General features: G+C 42.6%; 15 protein-coding genes, 1 riboswitch and 1 other annotated feature. Of the genes, 6 read left to right on the forward strand and 9 right to left on the reverse strand.

Annotated elements, in window-relative coordinates; translation table 11 throughout:
- Window positions 1-218 precede the first annotated feature (218 nt).
- Both SRRS_RS18690 and thiT read left to right on the forward strand, forming a co-directional pair.
- Entirely contained in the window at window positions 219-935 is a 717-nt protein-coding gene (locus SRRS_RS18690; protein WP_371362632.1) for a thiamine diphosphokinase, read from the forward strand.
- A gap of 46 nt (window positions 936-981) precedes the next feature.
- Window positions 982-1084, forward strand: a riboswitch (TPP riboswitch).
- Between the two features lie 61 nt (window positions 1085-1145).
- A complete protein-coding gene (gene thiT / locus SRRS_RS18695) occupies window positions 1146-1796 on the forward strand; it encodes an energy-coupled thiamine transporter ThiT (protein WP_371362634.1) in 651 nt (216 codons plus the stop codon).
- Between the two features lie 65 nt (window positions 1797-1861).
- Here the strand turns inward: thiT and SRRS_RS18700 are convergent, their stop codons facing one another.
- Together SRRS_RS18700 and SRRS_RS18705 are read right to left on the reverse strand one after the other, a co-directional pair.
- A complete protein-coding gene (locus SRRS_RS18700) occupies window positions 1862-3229 on the reverse strand; it encodes an amino acid permease (RefSeq protein WP_371362636.1) in 1368 nt (455 codons plus the stop codon).
- A 735-nt stretch (window positions 3230-3964) separates the two neighbouring features.
- Complete coding sequence (locus tag SRRS_RS18705) at window positions 3965-5239, reverse strand: Nramp family divalent metal transporter (protein WP_371362638.1); 1275 nt, start codon at window positions 5237-5239, stop codon at window positions 3965-3967.
- A gap of 199 nt (window positions 5240-5438) precedes the next feature.
- On the opposite strand from SRRS_RS18705, the gene SRRS_RS18710 reads away from it, so the two are divergent.
- Window positions 5439-5657 carry a hypothetical protein gene (locus tag SRRS_RS18710; RefSeq protein WP_371362640.1) on the forward strand — a complete coding sequence of 73 codons (219 nt, stop codon included), beginning with the start codon at window positions 5439-5441 and terminating at the stop codon, window positions 5655-5657.
- 138 nt (window positions 5658-5795) lie between these two features.
- On the forward strand, window positions 5796-7655 hold the full coding sequence (locus SRRS_RS18715; protein ID WP_371362642.1) for an APC family permease: 1860 nt from the start codon (window positions 5796-5798) through the stop codon (window positions 7653-7655).
- A 143-nt stretch (window positions 7656-7798) separates the two neighbouring features.
- Here SRRS_RS18715 and SRRS_RS18720 read toward each other — a convergent pair whose 3' ends face one another.
- Both SRRS_RS18720 and SRRS_RS18725 read right to left on the reverse strand, forming a co-directional pair.
- Window positions 7799-10906: an EAL domain-containing protein gene (locus SRRS_RS18720; protein WP_371362644.1), complete on the reverse strand. Its 3108-nt coding sequence runs from the start codon at window positions 10904-10906 to the stop codon at window positions 7799-7801.
- Window positions 10907-11212: 306 nt separating this feature from the next.
- A complete protein-coding gene (locus SRRS_RS18725) occupies window positions 11213-11500 on the reverse strand; it encodes a YciI family protein (RefSeq protein WP_371362646.1) in 288 nt (95 codons plus the stop codon).
- A 774-nt stretch (window positions 11501-12274) separates the two neighbouring features.
- Here SRRS_RS18725 and SRRS_RS18730 point away from each other — a divergent pair.
- Window positions 12275-12478 (forward strand): CD3324 family protein, encoded by a 204-nt coding sequence (locus SRRS_RS18730; RefSeq protein ID WP_371362648.1) that lies wholly within the window; start codon window positions 12275-12277, stop codon window positions 12476-12478.
- Between the two features lie 241 nt (window positions 12479-12719).
- Here SRRS_RS18730 and SRRS_RS18735 read toward each other — a convergent pair whose 3' ends face one another.
- Both SRRS_RS18735 and SRRS_RS18740 read right to left on the reverse strand, forming a co-directional pair.
- On the reverse strand, window positions 12720-13247 hold the full coding sequence (locus tag SRRS_RS18735) for a nitroreductase family protein (RefSeq protein ID WP_371362650.1): 528 nt from the start codon (window positions 13245-13247) through the stop codon (window positions 12720-12722).
- Between the two features lie 153 nt (window positions 13248-13400).
- The gene (locus SRRS_RS18740) at window positions 13401-13586 is read right to left on the reverse strand and encodes a hypothetical protein (protein ID WP_371362652.1); all 186 of its coding nucleotides are present in this window, start codon (window positions 13584-13586) and stop codon (window positions 13401-13403) included.
- A gap of 152 nt (window positions 13587-13738) precedes the next feature.
- Window positions 13739-14012 (forward strand) — a binding site (T-box leader).
- Window positions 14013-14094: 82 nt separating this feature from the next.
- Between SRRS_RS18740 and SRRS_RS18745 the strand changes: the two genes are divergently transcribed.
- Window positions 14095-15495 (forward strand): sodium:solute symporter family protein, encoded by a 1401-nt coding sequence (locus SRRS_RS18745; protein WP_371362654.1) that lies wholly within the window; start codon window positions 14095-14097, stop codon window positions 15493-15495.
- A 644-nt stretch (window positions 15496-16139) separates the two neighbouring features.
- Here SRRS_RS18745 and SRRS_RS18750 read toward each other — a convergent pair.
- The 3 genes from SRRS_RS18750 to SRRS_RS18760 all read right to left on the reverse strand — a co-directional run bounded on the left by SRRS_RS18750 (window position 16140) and on the right by SRRS_RS18760 (window position 19347).
- Complete coding sequence (locus SRRS_RS18750) at window positions 16140-17159, reverse strand: epoxyqueuosine reductase (protein WP_371362656.1); 1020 nt, start codon at window positions 17157-17159, stop codon at window positions 16140-16142.
- A gap of 187 nt (window positions 17160-17346) precedes the next feature.
- Window positions 17347-19077, reverse strand: a complete 1731-nt coding sequence (gene ptsP / locus SRRS_RS18755) for a phosphoenolpyruvate--protein phosphotransferase (RefSeq protein WP_371362658.1) — start codon at window positions 19075-19077, stop codon at window positions 17347-17349.
- Window positions 19078-19080: 3 nt separating this feature from the next.
- A complete protein-coding gene (locus SRRS_RS18760; RefSeq protein ID WP_371362660.1) occupies window positions 19081-19347 on the reverse strand; it encodes an HPr family phosphocarrier protein in 267 nt (88 codons plus the stop codon).
- Window positions 19348-19382 lie beyond the last annotated feature (35 nt).

Genomic DNA, 19382 nt, shown 5'->3' on the forward strand with positions numbered 1-19382 from the left:
AAGGCCATTACTCATTGCCTCACAATAAAGCACCTGAGAACCAAATATATATGGATCTCAGGTGCTTCATTTCGTAAGCGATCATCCTCATGCTATGGATGTGATTTTAAATGCGATACAATTTACCAACTCCGAATACATCGGAATAAAGAAGGATAATAAAGCAATAAAGGTGAAATAAGCATCTTGAAATACTGGAATTTGGACAGGTGTAATCGATGATACAAAGTTTAAAACTACCACAAACTGAGCTTACGTTTAAAAAATCATTCCCAAAAACAACGCTGCTGATGACAGCCGGCGGCAGGCCGCCGGAAAATAGATGGTTTTCGACGCTGGCAGCAGGCCTGCCTATATGGTGTATCGACAGTGGTATCCATATTTGCCGGCAAACCGGTATAACGCCGGACAGAATTATTGGTGATGGTGACAGTGCCAATCCTGAAGCCTGGGCATGGGGGAGAAGTCTGGGTGTACCGGTTGAGATTTATCCGGAAGATAAGGATTATACTGATCTCCAGCTTGCTTTGCTTAGAGCGAAAGAAATATATGGTACGACTACCGCAATTATCACCGGGATATGGGGAGGACGGTTTGACCATGCTTTTGGCAACATACAATCACTAGCCGGTTATGAAGAGCTTGGCATCAAAAGTATTGCCGCCGATGAATCTGAAGTCTTGTTTTTTTTATCAGGTCAGGATAATGTAAAAATAAAAACAGAAGTAATGCCTGACGTCATATCCCTGATTTCCCTATCAAACCGCTGTTTAGGTGTTACTATTGCCGGCGTGCGCTGGCCGTTACAAAACGCAGAACTTAAGCGCACCCTGCCCTACGCAATTAGCAATCAGCCGTTAGTCAACTGCCAGGAAGTATTTGTTTCACTGGGTAAAGGTTTACTGGGAGTCTATTTGCAGTATAAACATTTATAAATTACTTGTCCTGTGCATAAAATAGTGTTATAGTGGAATAAAATGACATATGTGCTAGGGGTGCCTACGGGCTGAGAGATGAGTATTATTTCATTAACCCTTAACCTGATCTGGATAATGCCAGCGTAGGGAAGCGACTTGAATAATAGAGAAAGCCGCAAACCTACAATTGGTTGCGGCTTAAATTTTTTATTATTGGAGGGTAAAGATATGAAGGGTACCTTTGTCGACAACATAGCAACGATTGCAGCAAGTCCGACTACGATACTGATTCTGGCGGGTGTTATTTTATTAGTCGTGGCATTGATGCGAATGAAGAAGGTTAATTTCAGCGCAAGAATGATGGCTCATATCGGTCTAGCACTTGCTCTGGCCGCTATTCTGCATGCATTTAAACTATACCATATGCCGCAAGGTGGCAGTGTAACTCTGGGCAGTATGATTCCTATACTTCTTATAGCATTTTTTTATGGCGCAGAAACCGGATATCTCACCGGTTTTTTGTATGGCATGATTAATTTGATCCAAGACCCCTTTATCTTGCACCCGGTACAGGTGTTGTTTGATTATCCGTTGCCCTTTATGGCTTTAGGCTTGGCGGGATATTTTAAAGGCCGATATCTGGTGGGAACAGTCGTCGGTATTATTGGTCGGTTTTTGTTTCATTTCATTTCCGGTATCGTGTTTTTTGCCAGCTATGCACCACAAGGGGTTTCACCGTATCTGTATTCATTCCTGTTTAACGCCAGCTATCTAGGTGTAGAATGCATTATTTGCCTTGTTTTAATGCGAGTTTTGCCTATTGAGCGAATTGAAATGACGATTAGGCGTCAACCGTTAGTCAGCGATAATTATAAATAAAACAAAAAAATCCGCGTGCATACATCATGCGGATTTTCTCTTACTTGAACACTGCCTGACTTCATTTATCCAGCTGTTTCGTTTCTTTTTCCAATACCAAGCGCATAATAGAATATTGTGATAATCGCACAAAAAACTATGCCAACAATTAATGATACTCGCGTGTCACTATTAAACCACATTCCGATTAAGACTAAGAATAAAAAGATAATTGTTATATAGTTGCTAATCGGAAATAGCGATGATTTAAATGGATGCGAATCCATTTCCTTTTCCCATTTCCTTCTAAATTTAATTTGACTAATGCATAGTACAAACCACGGAATCATGCCAGGCAGAATGCTGGCGCTGTAAATATAAATAAATAGTTTTGAATTCGGGTAGATATAATTGAAAAAGACTCCGATTACTAAGCAAGCGATGGTGATTTTAATACTATTGCTGGGAACGCCACCACTTGAAACTTTTCCGAAAAATTTTGGCGCCTGCCCGTTTTCTGCTAACGTATAAAGCATTCTCCCGGCGCTGTATATACCGCTATTGCAACCGGACATTGCGGCAGTAAGAACTACAAAGTTAATGATACCGGCTGCCGAAGTAATCCCGATTTTTGCGAACGTCAACACAAAAGGACTGCCGATCGTGCCGATCTGGTTCCAAGGATAAATAGCTACAATAACAAATATAGCTCCGACATAGAAAATTAAAATACGCCAGATAATATTTTTTATCGCTCTACGCAAGGTGTTTTTAGGATCTTCTGCCTCACCAGCAGTTATGCCGACAAGTTCAACCCCCTGGTAAGAAGCCGTTACCAGGCATAGTGCAAACAGGAATCCTTCCCAACCGCCAGCGAAAAATCCTCCATGAATATAAAGATTGGCAATCCCCACAGGTTGGCCCGCATTACCAATACCCAAAAAGATAATCGCTAGTCCCACTACCAGCATAACCACAATCGTAACAACTTTAATGAGCGCGAACCAAAATTCGAATTCACCGTAGTATTTAACAGAAACTAAGTTAGCCATCGCAATAATCGCCACGCCAACAAGCGCCGGCAGCCATTGCGGCAGCGTGGGAAACCAATAATTCATGTAAATTCCAATTGCCGTAACCTCTGACATTCCTACTGTAACCCACAAAAACCAATAACACCAGGCCGTCAGATATCCCGCCCAAGGACTAATATACTTATGGGCATAAGTTGCAAAAGAGCCGGTGACTGGTTCGAGGAACAACATTTCTCCCATAATACGCATAACAAAGAACATAACAATACCGGCTAACATATAGGCAAGCAATACCGAAGGCCCAGCCCACTTAATTGTGCTTGCTGACCCCATAAATAAACCGACGCCGATGGTGCCGCCTAAGGCTATTAATTCAATGTGGCGAGCCTTTAGCCCACGGGCTAATTCTTTCTCTTCCATTACTTTCGTACCCTCCTAGTCATCATACAATGCGCATTTAGTTCCATAAGATTTTTATTGCATAAGAAAGACCGCTATCTTTTACGACTGCCTCGACATCAATTACGGCTGACAAGGGTGAACCCTCCAGGAATCTGCCAATATTACATTTTATAGAATGCTCTGTTAGCAAAAATAAATACAGGCTACCCTAAAAAGGAATTAACGAGATGATTTTGTTATCTTTGAATAGGATTGGTAGACGGACTCCACATATACAGAAATGGCCTTTAATTCTCCACCATAACAAGGCTGGATTTTAAAGGCCATTATTAATTTAGTTTTAGACAACTTTTTTGTTTACGGCAGAAGGGGTAAAATAATTATTGACAGCAGTGGCAACACCCAACAAACAGCATAATATATGTATTAACTAGTATCGGTGCTGTTATAAACTCGCACGATACTAAAATTATTTCAGGGTTCAAAAAAATAGGTGTGTCATTATAGTAACGAGAATCATATTATACAGTAAATTAATATCCCATAAAGGGGAGTAGCTAACGGATTACCTTTCCGTGAGTAGGGTCGACACACTGGCGCAAGCCCGGCCCTACTGGCAGCACCACTGCTTTAGCGAGACCTTTATATCCAACTATTCTGCTGGATATAAAGGTCTTTTCTAATTTTCTTAAAGAAATTCCGCAAGATTTAAAATAGGCTGCCACCTATTCAAACCTTGCGGAACAAACCCGGTTACGCTTGGCCCGTAAAGGTAAGGTACAATAAAACAGCATTTAGTACTAAAATCAGACTTACGATAACCCAACCAACGCAATTTGTCAGTAACCCATTTTTGAATTTGCCCATAATGCCCGCCTTGTTAGTTACAATCATCAAAGGAATGATTGCTGCCGGCAAAGCGAAGCTGAGTGATACTTGGCTATATACCAGCGCCTCCATGGGATTCACACCTGACATTAGAATCGCTAAGCCAGGAACCATCGTGATTAACCGACGAATACTTGCAGGTATATCGAAGCCCACAAATCCGCCTAAAATAACCTCGCCAGCCATCGTGCCGACAGTAGATGAGGATAATCCCGATGCCAAGAGAGCCAGCCCGAAAGCCCCGGCAGCCATGTTACCCATTAGCGGTTGCAAAGTCATATAGGCGGCCTCAATGCTATCCACGTCAAAGCCATTACCCTTGAAAACGGCTGCCGAAACAATCACCATAGCGGCATTAACAACAAACGCCATGTTCATCGCAACGAACACATCAATTTTTGCCATTTTTAGGTGCCGCCTGCAATCTTCCATACATTCTGTTCTTCTTGTTTGAACTAGATGAGAATGAAGATATATTACATGGGGCATTACAGTTGCTCCTAACATTCCAACTGCTACCAGGACACTATCGGATGTAAGTATTGGCACGGCAACATGGTAAGCTACCTGATCCCAATCGGGTTTTGCAATAAACATTTCCCAGACATAGGCGATACTAATAACGGCTACCATCCCTGTGATAACACGTTCGACAATCTGTTGCCCATATTTTTGCATATGACAAATTCCATAAGTAATTACACCGGTAAGAACTGCAGACCATCCAAGCGGTATTCCAAATAAAAGGTAAAACCCAAGTACTCCCCCCAGAAATTCTGCAAGGTCTGTAGCCATCGCTGCCACAGTGGCTATTGACCATAAGCCCCAGTTAACAGGCCGTGAAAAAATTTTCCCACAGTGATCAGGTAGATGAACTCCGGTAGCAATCCCTAGTTTAGCCGACAAAATCTGGATGAAGATGGCCATTAGATTGCTCCATAGAATAACCCAAATTAAATTATAACCAAATCGCGATCCACCGGTAATATTCGTACCAAAATTTCCAGGATCCATATATGCTACACTAACTATGAACGCGGGGCCAAGATATTTGAAAATTCCTTTGGCCTTTTCCTTCACTTCTTCCGATTCCGCTAACACGGTCAACGGGAGATTCGATGTAAGCGGCTCCTCTTTCATGTACTATTGTCCCTCCGTATTGACTACAACCACCCCAAACATTAAGTATTAGACTAGCTACAAATTTTGTGCAGCTACTTTAGAATATGAAGAAAACAGATTATCGGTGATTTATTTATATAAAAAATATAGCCGCCTGCAAACAGACGGCTAATAAAAAGCATGAAATACTAAGACTAAATTATTGGAGATGACAAATATGAGTGTCATAATATATGGTGTTTTAATTACTATATCTATAGTCTTAGGAATATTAATAAACGCGCCGTTTGCTAAGTATGCCTTAACAATCGCCGGGTTTGTATTTGAAATTGCAGTCATGTTCTTTTGTATAATTGCTCTTTTCCAGGGACATTTTCACACACCCAACCTACCCATGCAAAACAAATTGGATACAGAACACGACACAGATGTCTAACCTATACATGCTCTTGTTCAATTACGCAAAAAACCAAAAGGTATGGTATATAAACTAATAGGAAACACTGCATCTTATAGTAATGCCAATTGTGCATAATCCCCGTCTAATTTCCTTGCTCGCTCCGCACTACTAGATATGACCAAGGAGGATCAAGCGCTCGTGAATTTTCGTAGACTAATTACCGGCAAACCACTTAGGTCAGAAGAGGCGTCTCACGAAAAGTTACCCAAATGGAAGGCACTATCGATTTTTTCTTCTGACGCATTATCCTCAGTGGGATATGGCCCGGAGCAAATTATCGTAACACTGGCCGTTCCGGGCCTGTTGATTTATGGATATTTTAGCTACGCTACACTAGCTGTAATTGCGCTTTTAACCATTGTGACATTGTCTTATGCCCAAGTTGCCAGAGCTAACCCCGGGGGCGGCGGCTCCTACTCCATTGCGCTCCATAATCTAGGGGAATTACCCGCACTTGTTGCCGCCGCTGCCCTGGTAGCCGACTATGTGCTCACTGTTGCAGTAAGTATTTCTTCAGGAACCGAAGCCCTCGTCTCAGCGTTTCCTCTCCTTATTGGCTGGGAAGTTACTTTAGACTTGATTGTTCTTTTCGTTATTTTGACGCTAATCAACTTGAGAGGTGTAAGGGAGTCCTCTAACGTTTTTGTATGGCCTACCTACTTTTTCATTTTAGGTATAATATGTATGATCCTGGCAGGCTTGTACAACTCCTTCACCGGGACATCGCCAATTGTGCCTGCCGAATCACTCGAACGCCAACAGGCAGACTGGGTAGTGATTTTGCTCGCTCTACGGGCGTTTTCTAATGGGTGTAGTTCTATGACTGGTATTGAGGCCATTTCTAATGGAGTCCCAATGTTTAGAGAGCCCAGCGTAAATAACGCAATAAGAACTACTTATATAATGTCCTCTTTACTTGCCGTCATGATTGCCGGAATATCCTTTTTATTTTTACATTATCATTTAGTTCCCGTCGAAAATGTGACCATGCTCTCGCAATTGGCCGAGCAAGTCTTTGGCAGAGGATGGGCATACTATTACATCCAGTTGACAACCATGCTTATTTTGTATTTGGCCGCCAATACTGCTTATAACGGTCTTCCACCCCTTCTGTCTATCATGGCACGCGACTCCTACGTGCCCAGATATCTTGGTGAAAGAGGTGAGCGATTAGGGTATAGCAAAGGAATAGTATTTTTAAGTCTGATTTCCGCTGCATTAATTATTGTTTTTCAAGGTAATGTCGAGCATTTGATTTCACTTTACGCTATCGGCGTATTTCTATCCTTTACCATTGCCCAATCCAGCTTAGTAGTTAAGTGGATAAGAGAAAAAAGCTCCGGCTGGATATCCCGTACTATCCTTAATAGTTTTGGCGCTTGTGTAACGGGTATTGTCGTAGTAGTCATAGCAACTACGAAGTTTAGTCACGGCGCATGGATAGTCCTTATTTTTATTCCATCCATGATTTTTATATTTAAGGCGATTCATCGTCACTATAAAACTACCGCGGAACAATTACGGATTTCAACGGCTGATTTTGCTGAGCATCTCGAAATACAAAATCCAAAAAATCTTATTATTGTTCCCGTATCCGGTATAACCAAAATAGTTGCTGCCTCAATTAGATATTCTAAGGCGATGGGCGGGGATGTTATCGCCCTATATATCTATACTGACGAGGAAGAACGTGAAAAATTTGAAGAAAAATGGAATAGTCTAAACATCGACGTATCGTTGCGCCTGCTTTATTCTCCTTATCGCTCCATCGTCCAACCTATCTTAGCTTACGTGAATGAAATAGAGATGCACAGGAGTATCTACCATTACATAACCATCGTTATTCCGGAGTTTGAAACGGCTAAATGGTGGCATCGAATACTTCACAACCAGACCGGTTGGATTTTAAGAACTTTGCTAATCTTACGTGAAAACGTTATTGTATCTACACTACCCTATCATTTAAAAAAATAAAATTTTATCACGCTTCTTTTAAACATAAAGAAAACACAGCTTACGCCGAGCCTTGGCGAAGGCGGAAGCCACTGTTGCCCTTATCCAGGCGAAAGTTATACTTTCTATCCGGACAAGTTAACCGGCGAAAAAATTCGCGGGTTTTAATTATTTTCACTAAGGATTGAATTCACCACTAACACAGCGGCAGCTTCCTCCGCTAATGGTTTACTGAAAACATATCCTTGTATATGGTTACATCCGAGCTTCTTCAATATTTTTAGCTGTTCCTTCGTTTCTACTCCTTCAGCCACTATGGTCAAGCCCAGCGTATGACCTAAATCAATAATTGAACCTACCACCTGCCGCTGTATTTCATCCTCAACAATCTTATCAATGAATGATTTATCTATCTTTAATATCCCAACCGGCAAGCTTCTTAAATAAGTTAACGAAGAGTAGCCTGTGCCAAAATCGTCAAGCGCGAGAAGCACACCAATATCACGTAGTTGACAAAGTTTAAAAACATTATCCTCCATGGATTCAATAAGAACACTTTCGGTAATTTCAATTTTAATCTGCTGCGGTTTTATACCTGTCACTTCAATACTCCTGCGAAGATGGGTAACAAAATCCTCTGAATTCAACTGGCGTGGCGATATATTTACCGCTACACCAACATTTTCTTTGCCCATATCACCCAGCCTCCGGGCAAACCGGCAGGCTTCTTCAAATACCCATTGACCGATAGGCAAAATAAGTCCGCTTTGCTCGGCCAACGGAATAAAGCTAGCGGGTGATACAAACCCATATTCAGAACTATTCCACCGCAGCAAGGCCTCAAAACCAACAATACGATCCCCATCCACAGTAAACTGAGGCTGATAATACAAGGAAAATTCGCCCCGTTCCAACCCCCGACGCAATCCGTTTGTTAGCATCATATTTTTATACGCTTCTTCCAGTAAGCTTGGTTGATAAAAACGCCAACAGTTTTTTCCCGCCTTCTTAGCGGCATACATGGCACTGTCGGCCTTTTTCAGAATATCCTCCGGCACATTTCCATCATCAGGATAGACTAACACGCCAATACTGGCCGATATATATAGTTTCTCAACAGCTACTTCATATTCCTTACAGAGGCTTTTAATCACTTTATCAGCAATTTGAGCCGCTGTTTCCCGATCATTTTTTCCCGGCACAACAACAACAAACTCATCACCACCGAGGCGGGATACAAAAGCTGGTTCACCGACGGCAGCAATAATCTGCCGACTTGCTGTAACAATGAAGTTGTCGCCAAAAGAATGCCCAAAACTATCATTTACCGATTTGAAATCATCGATATCAATAAACAGAATAACACCCTTTGCTTCACCGCTACGAGCCTTCTCCATTTCCATCTCAAGATGAAGGTTCAAACTCGCACGATTCGGCAAACCTGTTAACGTATCATAAAATGCCATATGGTGGATCTTCTTTTGGGTAGTATCCTGTTCCATAGCCACCGATGCCAAAACACCAAACTGGCGCAATGCATTAAGGTCTTCACTGCTGACAGAATGTACGACGTCCACCCAGCTTACAACAAGGATACCTTTGACCTTATCCGCTTGTTTCAGCGGGATCATAATCACCGTAGTGGCTGATGGCCCCACCCATGGGTCGCTGATGCGCTGGGGATATACACGATAGTCATCTACATAATATAACGCTCCGGTAGCATAGACGTGCCCTTGCATCCCGGATTGCGCTGGCTTGTCTTCCTTGCACCGGGCTTTGTCAATCCCAATGGCATGCTTAATATGATAAGTCTTTCCATCATCCTCGTACAAGCCGATATAACCGACTACCGCGCCGAGTAACTGGACTGCATTATACAGGATAGTCTCGAGAATATCTTCCGTTTCATCAGTCGGTTGTGCCAAGAGACCGGTAATAGCTCTATATTGCCGTTCCCGCAATAAAAGATTTTCTTCCGTCCGACGCCTGACTTTGTTTTCAGCATGCAGGCGTTGATTGGTAACCTCCAGTTCTTCATTCATGGCTACCATTTCTTGATTGGCGGCACCCAGCTCAGCTGTCCGTACTTCCACCAATTCCTCTAACTTCTCGCGATGTTGGCGCAATTCACATACCATCTGATTAAAATTTGCAGCTAACCTGTCAATTTCATTGGATGATTTAGTGGTAAGCCGCACTGCCAAATCACCCTCTTTGATTTTGTTAGTAGCATTCACAATATCGATTAAAGGATTAGTAATTTTCCTTGAGAACCAAATGGCCAATAGTACTGAAAACCCAAGGGCCAACAGTCCCACACCCGTGGTCCTTAATGTCACCTGACCCATAAAAGCCATCACAGCACTTTTCTTTTGCACAACGATTAAACTCCATGGCTTAGATGCTCCAGGCAGCAAAATAGCCCGGTAAGCACATATGTACTTCTCACCGTCAAGTTCAGTGTATTCCCCTACCCCAATCTCGCCTGCCATAACCTTAGCAACAATGGCCTCAAGGGAAGGCGCAACTTCAAAGTTAAGCTCTCTAGTGATTTCATTATTCTTGTAATCCTTCAGCATTTTACCGTTAGAATCTCTTAATAATACTCTTTTCTTCAGAGTTTTGTAATTATACAGCTCGGCAACTTGTTGCCGGTCAGGATGAGCAATTACCGCACCTTCCCCATCTAAAAGATAGGCATAGCTGCCTGCTCCTGAATTGTAATTCTCGACCATCTGCTGTAATTTATTTATTTCAATATCGGCCATGAGAACACCGACTAAATTGCCCTGTGAATATATGCCATGAACAATCGTTGTGATAGGGGACTCGGAAGTTACAGAATAATAAGTTTTCGATATGTATGGCTGTCTTTCCGCCATAAAATGTTTAAACCACCAGCGTTCGGCCCGGTTACCCAAAGGACCACTGGATCTGGCTGTTTGATCTCCATTAAGATTATTAATAGCCAAAAGTTGGAAAAATGGATACCGACTTGCCGTATCCATCAATAATTCTTGTTGTTTTGTGGCATCCAGTTTTTCTAAATCATGATATTGAGCTATAAGTTGGTTAATATTATAGGCGTTTTGCATAAACTGAGCAATATTAGACGCCAGACTCTCCGCCATAACAGAATTGTTATATTGCATTTTCGTTTCGTAATCTTGGGAAATTAAAGAGCGACTAATCATTAGAGTTGAAACCATCGCGAGCAAAATCAACGAGCATATAATTAAAGTAAATTGTTGACGAATTGAGTAAAACATACAAATTCACTCTTTTCCTGTCGCATTTCATTACCAGTAATGTATTTTTTACGAATTTCGACAAATCTTTGCCAAATCCTTGCTAAAGATATTTTTTCCTTTTTGTACACCATACTTTGTAATGCTTCCATCGTAAATTCTTATGCCCATAAAGAAAACACGGCTTACGCCGAGCCCTGGCGAAAGCGAAGCCGATGTTGCCCTTATCCAGGCGAAAGTTATACTTTCTAAGGACAAAAAAAACCGCGAAAGAATTCGCGGGTCAGACTGTCGACAACTAGACCGGTTTTGCCGTTCAATAAATAATTAACTTACAAAACATTCGAAGCGCGGATCATATTTAGAAGGAATAAACTCAATAACTTCATATTCTGCAGCGCCGTTAGTATAGAATGGATCTTGTTTGATTATTTCCCATATTTCTTCTTCACTACTAGCTTTAGCAATTATAACTCCACCTACGCGCGGGTTCCTTCTTCCTGAAGCGATAAACTTATATTGGTTATAAAACCTATCCAAGAATTCGATATGAGCAGGTATTAATTCATCCAAGTATTCCAGGGGTTTAACATATTTTAATATAATAAGAAACATTACAACCCTCCTTCAGCAATAGTAATATTGTCAGTCTTAATTCTACCATAAGGTGAACAAGTTTTGTCACATTTACGCCATACTTCTGACACATTCTTCGTGTATATTAATTAAAAAAGAATAGGAGGGTTATTATGATTTTAAAGCCGAAAAGTAACGCATATCTAAATATAACGTTAATAATACTCGGAGCAATTAGCTTTCTCACGGGATTTGCAATGTCAGTAAAACTACCGGTGTTAAAACCGTTTCTAAGTACCATAAACGTCAAGCACTTGCATGAATGGGTTAGTTACATCTTAACTTTTTTTGTCATGCTGCATCTGGTAGTCCATTTGAGCTGGTTTAAATCATTGATAAAGAAATCTAATAGATCTTAAAGACATCATCCTATGCCAGGCCATATGGTCTGGTAGCATAAATAATCCGATCCCGGATAAACTTATAATGAAAAACTACGCCCTGAGGCAAAACAAGGAGAAACTAATGACAATAATTGCAATCATAGCAGTAATTTTAATAGTCGGTCTGGTTATTGCTCTATTTGACCGCATTACCTCTCCTTGGCGGTAAGTTTAATCCGCTATATCTTCTGAGCTGATAATTTGATATAATAAAATATACCATATTTTGAGAGGAGCATGACGTATCAATTTAACAAGTACACTAGAGTCGGTTCGTTACGAATAGCAAAGGCTATTTGTAGTGAATCCTGAAACTTAAATAGCCTTTGCTTCAATCCTAATATTTTACCGAACATTAGGAGGAAGCGTAATGGACTATTATAATGGCAAATTATTATTACCGAAAAATCTGTTGACCGCAATCCAAGAATATGTTGACGGAGAATACATTTATATCCCCCGCAAGCCATGTAATAAAAAGTCATGGGGAACAACTAAGCAGAGCAAGCAATATACCCTTGAACGAAACAGAGAAATTTTCAGCAGGTATTTGTCTGGTACTTCAGCAGGGTGATTGGCAGAAGAATACTTTTTATCCATTAAAACAGTTTATGCGATTGTAGCTAAAATGAAAAGGTGAATACTTAGGAGAATGTCATATTTCATGTATGGCGTTCTTTTTCTTCTGTGCGTTACTGTGTTTGAGATCGAGTTTTAATTTGACAATCAATAAATCTCTACCGTCCAAAACAGCAAAAAACCCGTGAAAAATTCACGGGTTTTATTTATAGTCCCTAGCTTACATTATGTTAAAGCTAAATTCTAGTTACTGCAATTTTATCTTTTTTCTCACGTTGTTCTAGTGGCTTAACGGGATAACCAACAGACAACGCCGATAAGATTTTATATTGATCTGGAATATTCATTTTTTGTAATAATTCTGGCTTAGCACGTAATTTTTCTAAGCATCCCCAAATATAAGTACTGCCAAGATTCAGTGCAGTTGCCTGTAACATCATGTTTTCCATTACACAACCCACGTTGGCATATTCAATAGAGTCCTCTGATAATTCGGTCGCAGAAACAAAGATAAGGGTTGGCGCTCCATAAAATGCATCCATTAGATTACCAGTCTTACGTGAAACTACTTGAGTTACTTCTCGAATACTATTGAGTAAGGTTGGATCCTGTACAACAGTAATATGTGTAGTTTTATCATCCCCCGCAGCTAAAGGCGCTGTCTGCGCGGCATCTAATATTTTTTGTAAATCTGATTCCTGGATTTGTGTTTCCTGATATTTCCGGGTAGTTTTCCGTAAAGATAATACCTGTTCAAAGTCCATTCATTTCACCTCATTGCCTTATTAGTTGCTATAATAATTATTATATAACAAAAATGAGCTGGCAACAACAGGAAGGACCTTGCTTACGAACCAATCATACCGCTAAAGAAAACACGGCTTGTGCCGAGCCTTTGGCGAAAGCGGAAGTCGATGTTACTTTAGCTGATTAGCAATATCAGGCCTGCCAATCTCTTTTAATTTTTCTCTCGCCTCTTCCAGTGTTTTCCCCAATACTATCTTTTTCATATCATTTGTCGTTATCAGGACATATTGACCGTTGAAATCGGCTATTTGTTCACTCATATCCCCATTTACCCAGATAGTCGGAGCTCCAGCCATAATAATACCTCCTCATACAAATTTAGGTCATTACAAAATGTAATATTCTTTTTATATTTTTTTGTTTTTATCGCATATTTGTAATTTTTTCGTAAAATTATTATTGACAAATGTCCATCATATGCCTATAATCATGAATAAACAAAATAACTTTATCAGTAATGACGGAAAAAAGTAACTCAGTACTTTTCATACAGAGAGCTAGTGGTTGGTGTGAACTAGTTGAAAATGCCGGGTGAAGTTCCTTCCCGAACTGCAGGCTGAACCAATAGTAGGCCCTGCCGTACTGTCTACGTTACAGACTTAGAGTAGATCTTAGGATTAAAACAGGGTGGTACCGCGGCTTTTTCGCCCCTTAGGTACACCCTTTTTTTATTTATCTAAGATCCAAAGTTGGGTGGTACCACGATAACTATCGTCCCTCGTTTAGAGGGGCGATTTTTTTCTTCTATAGCCGGCATAGAAGAAAAACAAAATTTGAATGCGCTCAATATTTTAGGAGGTTATTATGCATATTCCTTTTATCATTGTTTGCCTATATATTATCTTATTGTTCTTGATAAGTTATTATGCCAAACGGCGTTCCGCCGGTAATTCAACAAACTATGTGCTTGCTGGCAGACAGCTCACTACTCCGCTGATTACAGTATCTATTGTAGGCCTTGCCGTTGGCGGTGCCTCCACAATTGGCGTGGCCGAACAGGCCTATAAAGTCGGCCTTTCCGCCGGCTGGTACACTACGGCCTGGGGACTTGGTGCCATTGCTATGGGCCTGCTAGTTGCCAAAAAATACCGGGAACTCAACATCACTACAATCCCCGAATTGCTTGGCCGCTATTATGACAAAAAGGGAATGATCGCCGGCATTGCCTGCCAGATTGTCATTCAACTTGTCGTCATGTCCCTTCAGTATATCGCCGGCGGCAGTATCCTGTGTGCCCTCATGCCTGAATTTTTCACCTTAACCACAGGTATGCTGACAAGCGCAGTTGTATTTATTGGTATCACTTCCCTTGGCGGTATGTGGTCTGCCAGCCTATCCAATCTATTAAATGTTAGCCTTAAGTATATCGGCATCATCCTTGCTACTATTGTCGGCGTAAATCATGCCGGCGGAATTGCCAACATCAAGGCTCAGCTTCCAGCCAACATTCCTTATATGGATTTCTTTGACGGTGTTGGTATCCTTGGCATTATCAGCTGGATTGTCGTCTTAGTGACGGTCAACTTGTCCCTGCAAAGCATTATTCAGATATCACTGGGAGCTAAAGACGTACGCACAGCCCAGCGCGGCTTTATTATCGGCGGCCTGATGATGCTGCCGATCGGCTTCGTCAGTGCCTTAATGGGTGTCATAGCTAAAGCCACGTTCCCCAATGTTAGTCCGGCACTGGCGTTGCCAATGACCATTATGTCCCTGGACCCTGTTCTTGCCGGCATTACTTTAGCCGCACTTTGGGCAGCCGACGTATCCACCGCCTGCAACCTGTTGTTAAGCTCAGCCACCTTGTTTTCCCAGGATATATATAAAAAGTTCATTAACCCTGACGTAAACGAAAAAAACTTTCTAAGGGTCACCAAAGGTGCCGTCGTATTACTCGGATTGCTTACCCTTACACTGGCCATGACCATCAGCGGCATTATCAACACCCTCATGATTGGTCTCAGCCTTACGGCAGCGTTCAGCGTAATCGTGTTGTTTACGCTTTTCGCACCTGGTTTCTGCCGCAGAAATTCGGCCTTCTACACCATACTGACCGGTATAATCGTATTGATCTTATGGCAAACCACCCCTGCCGTTCACATCTTTCCTCACGTAATTTATCTTGAGTGGCTTGCCTGCTTGGGCACCTTTTTCTTAACCTATGTCCTGGACCGGGAACCAATAGCCAGCAGTGAAGGCACCTGAGAATGAAAACTTCCCTGTAGATTTTTAATGAACATAAAATTTTAAAACCACATATTATACATAAGATAATCCTTTTCAAAAAATCAGAAGGAGGATATATTATGTATCGATGGGAACTTCCAGAAATATTTGAATGGGATAGCGATTCTGAGGAAATGGACGAAATGGAAGAAATGGACGAAATGAGCGATAGTCGTCAATGTTTTCCCTTTGGGTGCTCCCCTCGCAATTGCTCTCCTCGTCGTCAATGCTTTCCGTTCTTTTGCTTCCCTCGCAGTTGTTTTCCCCGTCACCACTGTTTTCCTTTCAGTTGTTTCCCCCGCACTTGTTCTCCTCGTCACGAGTGTTTTCCCATTGGCTGTTCCCCACGTCACCACTGCTTCCCATTTGGCTGTTTTCCAAGTCATTGCCCCCCGATACGCTAGGTCATCCCAAAGTTATCAGTGCATTAATGCACTGATACTACATAGACACAATCGCTCTATTTCGTAGTGCACATTGCTAAAACCAAAAATAAGAACCCAGGAAATATACGAATTCCGCATACTTCCTGGGTTTTACTATTTTACTTACTATAATTTATCAGGCAGCCGAAATTCGATAACCGTAAAGCCGCGGCCTGGTAAACCGTAAGAAAAGATATACTATTTATGCTCTCCTTCCAAAGCCCATCGCGCCATTTTCCTTACCTCTTCATTCGGATCGTCCAGTGCCTGCACAAAATATTTATGATATTTCTGAGCGTCCTCATTAGCCATTGCCCGGATAGCCTTGCATTTCCAGAACCATCTATCCTCCGCATTGATATACCAAAACCGCGGTTGAATTTTTGTCCGATAGGTTTCTTCATCCATAGAAAATAGATTGTCAAGGGTAATCAAATTTTGCAAGGATAACGGCTCTTCAAAACAAACTTCATTGCCCTTCCAAGTTCCTGCATTAGCCGGACATGCATTTTGGCAAATATCACACCCGTACACCCAGGTTCCCATTTTTTCAAATAAGCTCTCGTCAATTTTCAATTCCGGTCGGAAGGTACTGCAGGCAATACATTTGGTAGCATCCATCGTTAATGGCGCCGACAAAGCTCCGGTAGGACAGGCTTTAATACATTTTTGGCAGCCCTCAGGACAAGAATATTGCGAAGAATCTACTTCCTGTTCATATTCTAATTCTTTGTCAACAATCCAAGTATCCACCCAATTCCATGAACCCGTCTCTCTATATAAAAAATTATTATTACGGAATTTTCCCAGCCCGGCCTTAACAGCCGCCCACCGGGCAGGCACTGCGTTGGTCATTGTCCGAAAACCAAGTTGTTGCAGAAACTCTTCAAATGCCAAGTTGTTCTTATATTCCTGCGAGTACTTTAAACGGCCGTCACACAAAAATACCTTGCCAATAAACCGCTCCAGTTCGTCTGAAATCTTGTACTTGTCATATCGCCGTACACAAACAATAACTGACTTTGCCCAGTCAATCTGTTCCTTGGGTATAGCTAGCTTTCGTAAATTTTCGTAAAACGCTTTCGCATGAGGAAATAGTTCGCTCCGAGTGTTTAGCTGCCTTACAAATTCTTCAAATCTATCTGCTGAAATAATACCACAGGCTTCATATCCCAACTGCTCAGCTTTATCTTTGATAGTGGTCTCCAGGGTCGCCATGCCGATCCTCCCTTTCTTCCATAAACGTACCTTATTTTAACTATTCTAACCAAGGGCAAAAACTCCTGTAAATGTACTGTCACTTTTTCAGACGAGTTCTTATGCTAACGAGATATTTTCTAGCGTACAAAAATTAGTCTGCCGCCTATACAGACCGCAGACTAACCTTTCAATACCAGTGAAAATATTACCGGGAAATAAAGAGCATCTGTTCCCTGTACTCTTCGACTAAACTACGCACTGCGTCGGTTTCTTTTAGACTAAGGGCCTGGTTAAGCAACTCCTGCGCCGATTGATGACTCAGTTTACGAATAACTTCTTTCACCCGGGGTATGGAAGGCGCGCTCATGCTAAGTTCGTCAAAGCCCATAGCCGTCAGCAGCGGCGCAGCTAACGGATCACCTGCCATTTCACCGCACATGCCGACCCAAATTCCACGTTCATGCCCAGCTTTGACAACACCGTCAATCAGCTTAAGGACTGCCGGGTGAAAGTGACTGTATAGCGGACTAACCGCCGGATTACCCCTGTCAACAGCCAGCGTATATTGGACCAAATCATTAGTACCAATACTGAAAAAATCGCACTCAGCCGCAAGTTCCCGGGCAGTAACGGCTGCCGCCGGGGTTTCAATCATAATTCCAAGCGGTACGTCAGCAGCAAAGGCTTTCCCTTCCCTGGCGAGTTCAGTGGCAGCTCTGGCCACACACTCCCGAGCTCTGGCGATTTCAGACGCACTGATAATCATAGGCAGCATTATGGCCACTTTGCCATAGACACCTGCGCGGAGGATAGCTTTCAGTTGTGCATGAAATAACTCTGGCCGTTCCAAGCTAATGCGGATGGCCCGCCAGCCCAAAAACGGATTGTCTTCCTTGTTTATATTCAGATAGCGCAGCGGTTTGTCACCACCGATGTCCATAGTCCGGATAACGCATAAATGGTTACCACACCGCTCAACCACTTCTCTATAGGCAGCAAATTGTTCTTCTTCACTAGGCGGAACTTCCCGTCCCAAAAATAAAAACTCGCTTCTGAACAAGCCGACCCCTTCGGCCCCCTGCCGGAGCCCGGCCGCCATATCGGCCGGAGAACTAATATTGGCTGCCAGTTGAATTTTCTTACCTTCCATAGTCATTGCCGCCAATGTAGACAATTCCACATCCCGTCGCTTTTGCGCTGCCGCGGCTTCGGCTTTATCTTTATATTCTGCCAGCCGCGCGGGCGAGGGATTAAGAATAACCTGTCCATGAGTACCGTCGACAATGACAACGGTACTGTCAGCAATACGGGATATAGCTTCGCCCAAACCGGTGACTGCCGGTATCCCGCGGGCTTTGGCAATAATTACGGTATGCGAAGTCGTACTGCCCTGTCCTAATATAATACCTAACACCCTGTCCTCAGGCAGGCTGGCAGCAGTAGAGGGTTCGAGGTCCTGGGCGCATACCACTACCGGTTCAAGAGCAAAGTTTATCTGCCCGCCCCCTACCAATAGCCTTGCCAGCCTCCGGCCCACATCCCGCACATCAGCTGCCCGTTCCCGCAAATACGGGTCAGGCATTGAGTCAAACACGGCTGCAAACTCTTCGGCCGCCGCCATTGCCGCCCGCGGCGCCGCTACCCCTTGATCAATTTTACCGTACATGCTGGCAGACAGCCCAGGATCAGTTACCATCGCATGATGCGCGTCCATAATATCAGCCTGACTGGCCTGCCCATCAGCCTTAGCTGCCTCTTTTAACTGCAGCAACTCTGCTGCCGCCGTCTTAACGGCATCAGCAAGCTTGCTTGATTCAAGTGCCGGCGTACCGGCACTATATTCATTTAAGTGGATTGTCAAATCACCTGATAATACCTTGACTTGGGCAATGCCAATACCAGGTACTACTCCTTTTCCCAACAATATCTCTTCCATGATTTAACCCTCACCAAAGTTGTTTTCAACCATTGCTTTTAACGCTGCAATACATTCAACCTCATCTGCACCGTCAGCCATCAGCGTAAACCTGGTCCCTTGTCCCAGACCCAAACCCATAAGAGACAGAATGCTCTTAGCATCGGCGGTTTTTTCGCCGGTCCGAATGGTGACTTTACTTGTATAGCTGGAAGCCTTCTGGATAAATCGCGCTGCCGGCCTGGCATGCAACCCCGCTGTATTTGTCAGTACTAAATCAATTTGGGTCATGTGTATTCCTCCAATTAAGTCCGGGTATGGTTCTA

The organism is Sporomusa rhizae, from assembly GCF_041428845.1.
GTDB classification, from domain to species: Bacteria; Bacillota; Negativicutes; order Sporomusales; family Sporomusaceae; genus Sporomusa; species Sporomusa rhizae.

Excerpts from the sequence above, each read along its gene's own strand:
- SRRS_RS18715 (WP_371362642.1), top strand. The coding sequence starts at position 5,796 with ATGACCAAGGAGGATCAAGCGCTCGTGAATTTTCGTAGACTAATTACC.
- SRRS_RS18745 (WP_371362654.1), top strand. The coding sequence starts at position 14,095 with ATGCATATTCCTTTTATCATTGTTTGCCTATATATTATCTTATTGTTC.
- SRRS_RS18740 (WP_371362652.1), bottom strand. The coding sequence starts at position 13,586 with ATGGCTGGAGCTCCGACTATCTGGGTAAATGGGGATATGAGTGAACAA.
- SRRS_RS18730 (WP_371362648.1), top strand. The coding sequence starts at position 12,275 with ATGGACTATTATAATGGCAAATTATTATTACCGAAAAATCTGTTGACC.
- SRRS_RS18710 (WP_371362640.1), top strand. The coding sequence starts at position 5,439 with ATGAGTGTCATAATATATGGTGTTTTAATTACTATATCTATAGTCTTA.
- SRRS_RS18690 (WP_371362632.1), top strand. The coding sequence starts at position 219 with ATGATACAAAGTTTAAAACTACCACAAACTGAGCTTACGTTTAAAAAA.
- SRRS_RS18760 (WP_371362660.1), bottom strand. The coding sequence starts at position 19,347 with ATGACCCAAATTGATTTAGTACTGACAAATACAGCGGGGTTGCATGCC.
- SRRS_RS18705 (WP_371362638.1), bottom strand. The coding sequence starts at position 5,239 with ATGAAAGAGGAGCCGCTTACATCGAATCTCCCGTTGACCGTGTTAGCG.
- SRRS_RS18720 (WP_371362644.1), bottom strand. The coding sequence starts at position 10,906 with ATGTTTTACTCAATTCGTCAACAATTTACTTTAATTATATGCTCGTTG.
- SRRS_RS18700 (WP_371362636.1), bottom strand. The coding sequence starts at position 3,229 with ATGGAAGAGAAAGAATTAGCCCGTGGGCTAAAGGCTCGCCACATTGAA.
- SRRS_RS18735 (WP_371362650.1), bottom strand. The coding sequence starts at position 13,247 with ATGGACTTTGAACAGGTATTATCTTTACGGAAAACTACCCGGAAATAT.
- ptsP (WP_371362658.1), bottom strand. The coding sequence starts at position 19,077 with ATGGAAGAGATATTGTTGGGAAAAGGAGTAGTACCTGGTATTGGCATT.
- SRRS_RS18750 (WP_371362656.1), bottom strand. The coding sequence starts at position 17,159 with ATGGCGACCCTGGAGACCACTATCAAAGATAAAGCTGAGCAGTTGGGA.
- thiT (WP_371362634.1), top strand. The coding sequence starts at position 1,146 with ATGAAGGGTACCTTTGTCGACAACATAGCAACGATTGCAGCAAGTCCG.
- SRRS_RS18725 (WP_371362646.1), bottom strand. The coding sequence starts at position 11,500 with ATGTTTCTTATTATATTAAAATATGTTAAACCCCTGGAATACTTGGAT.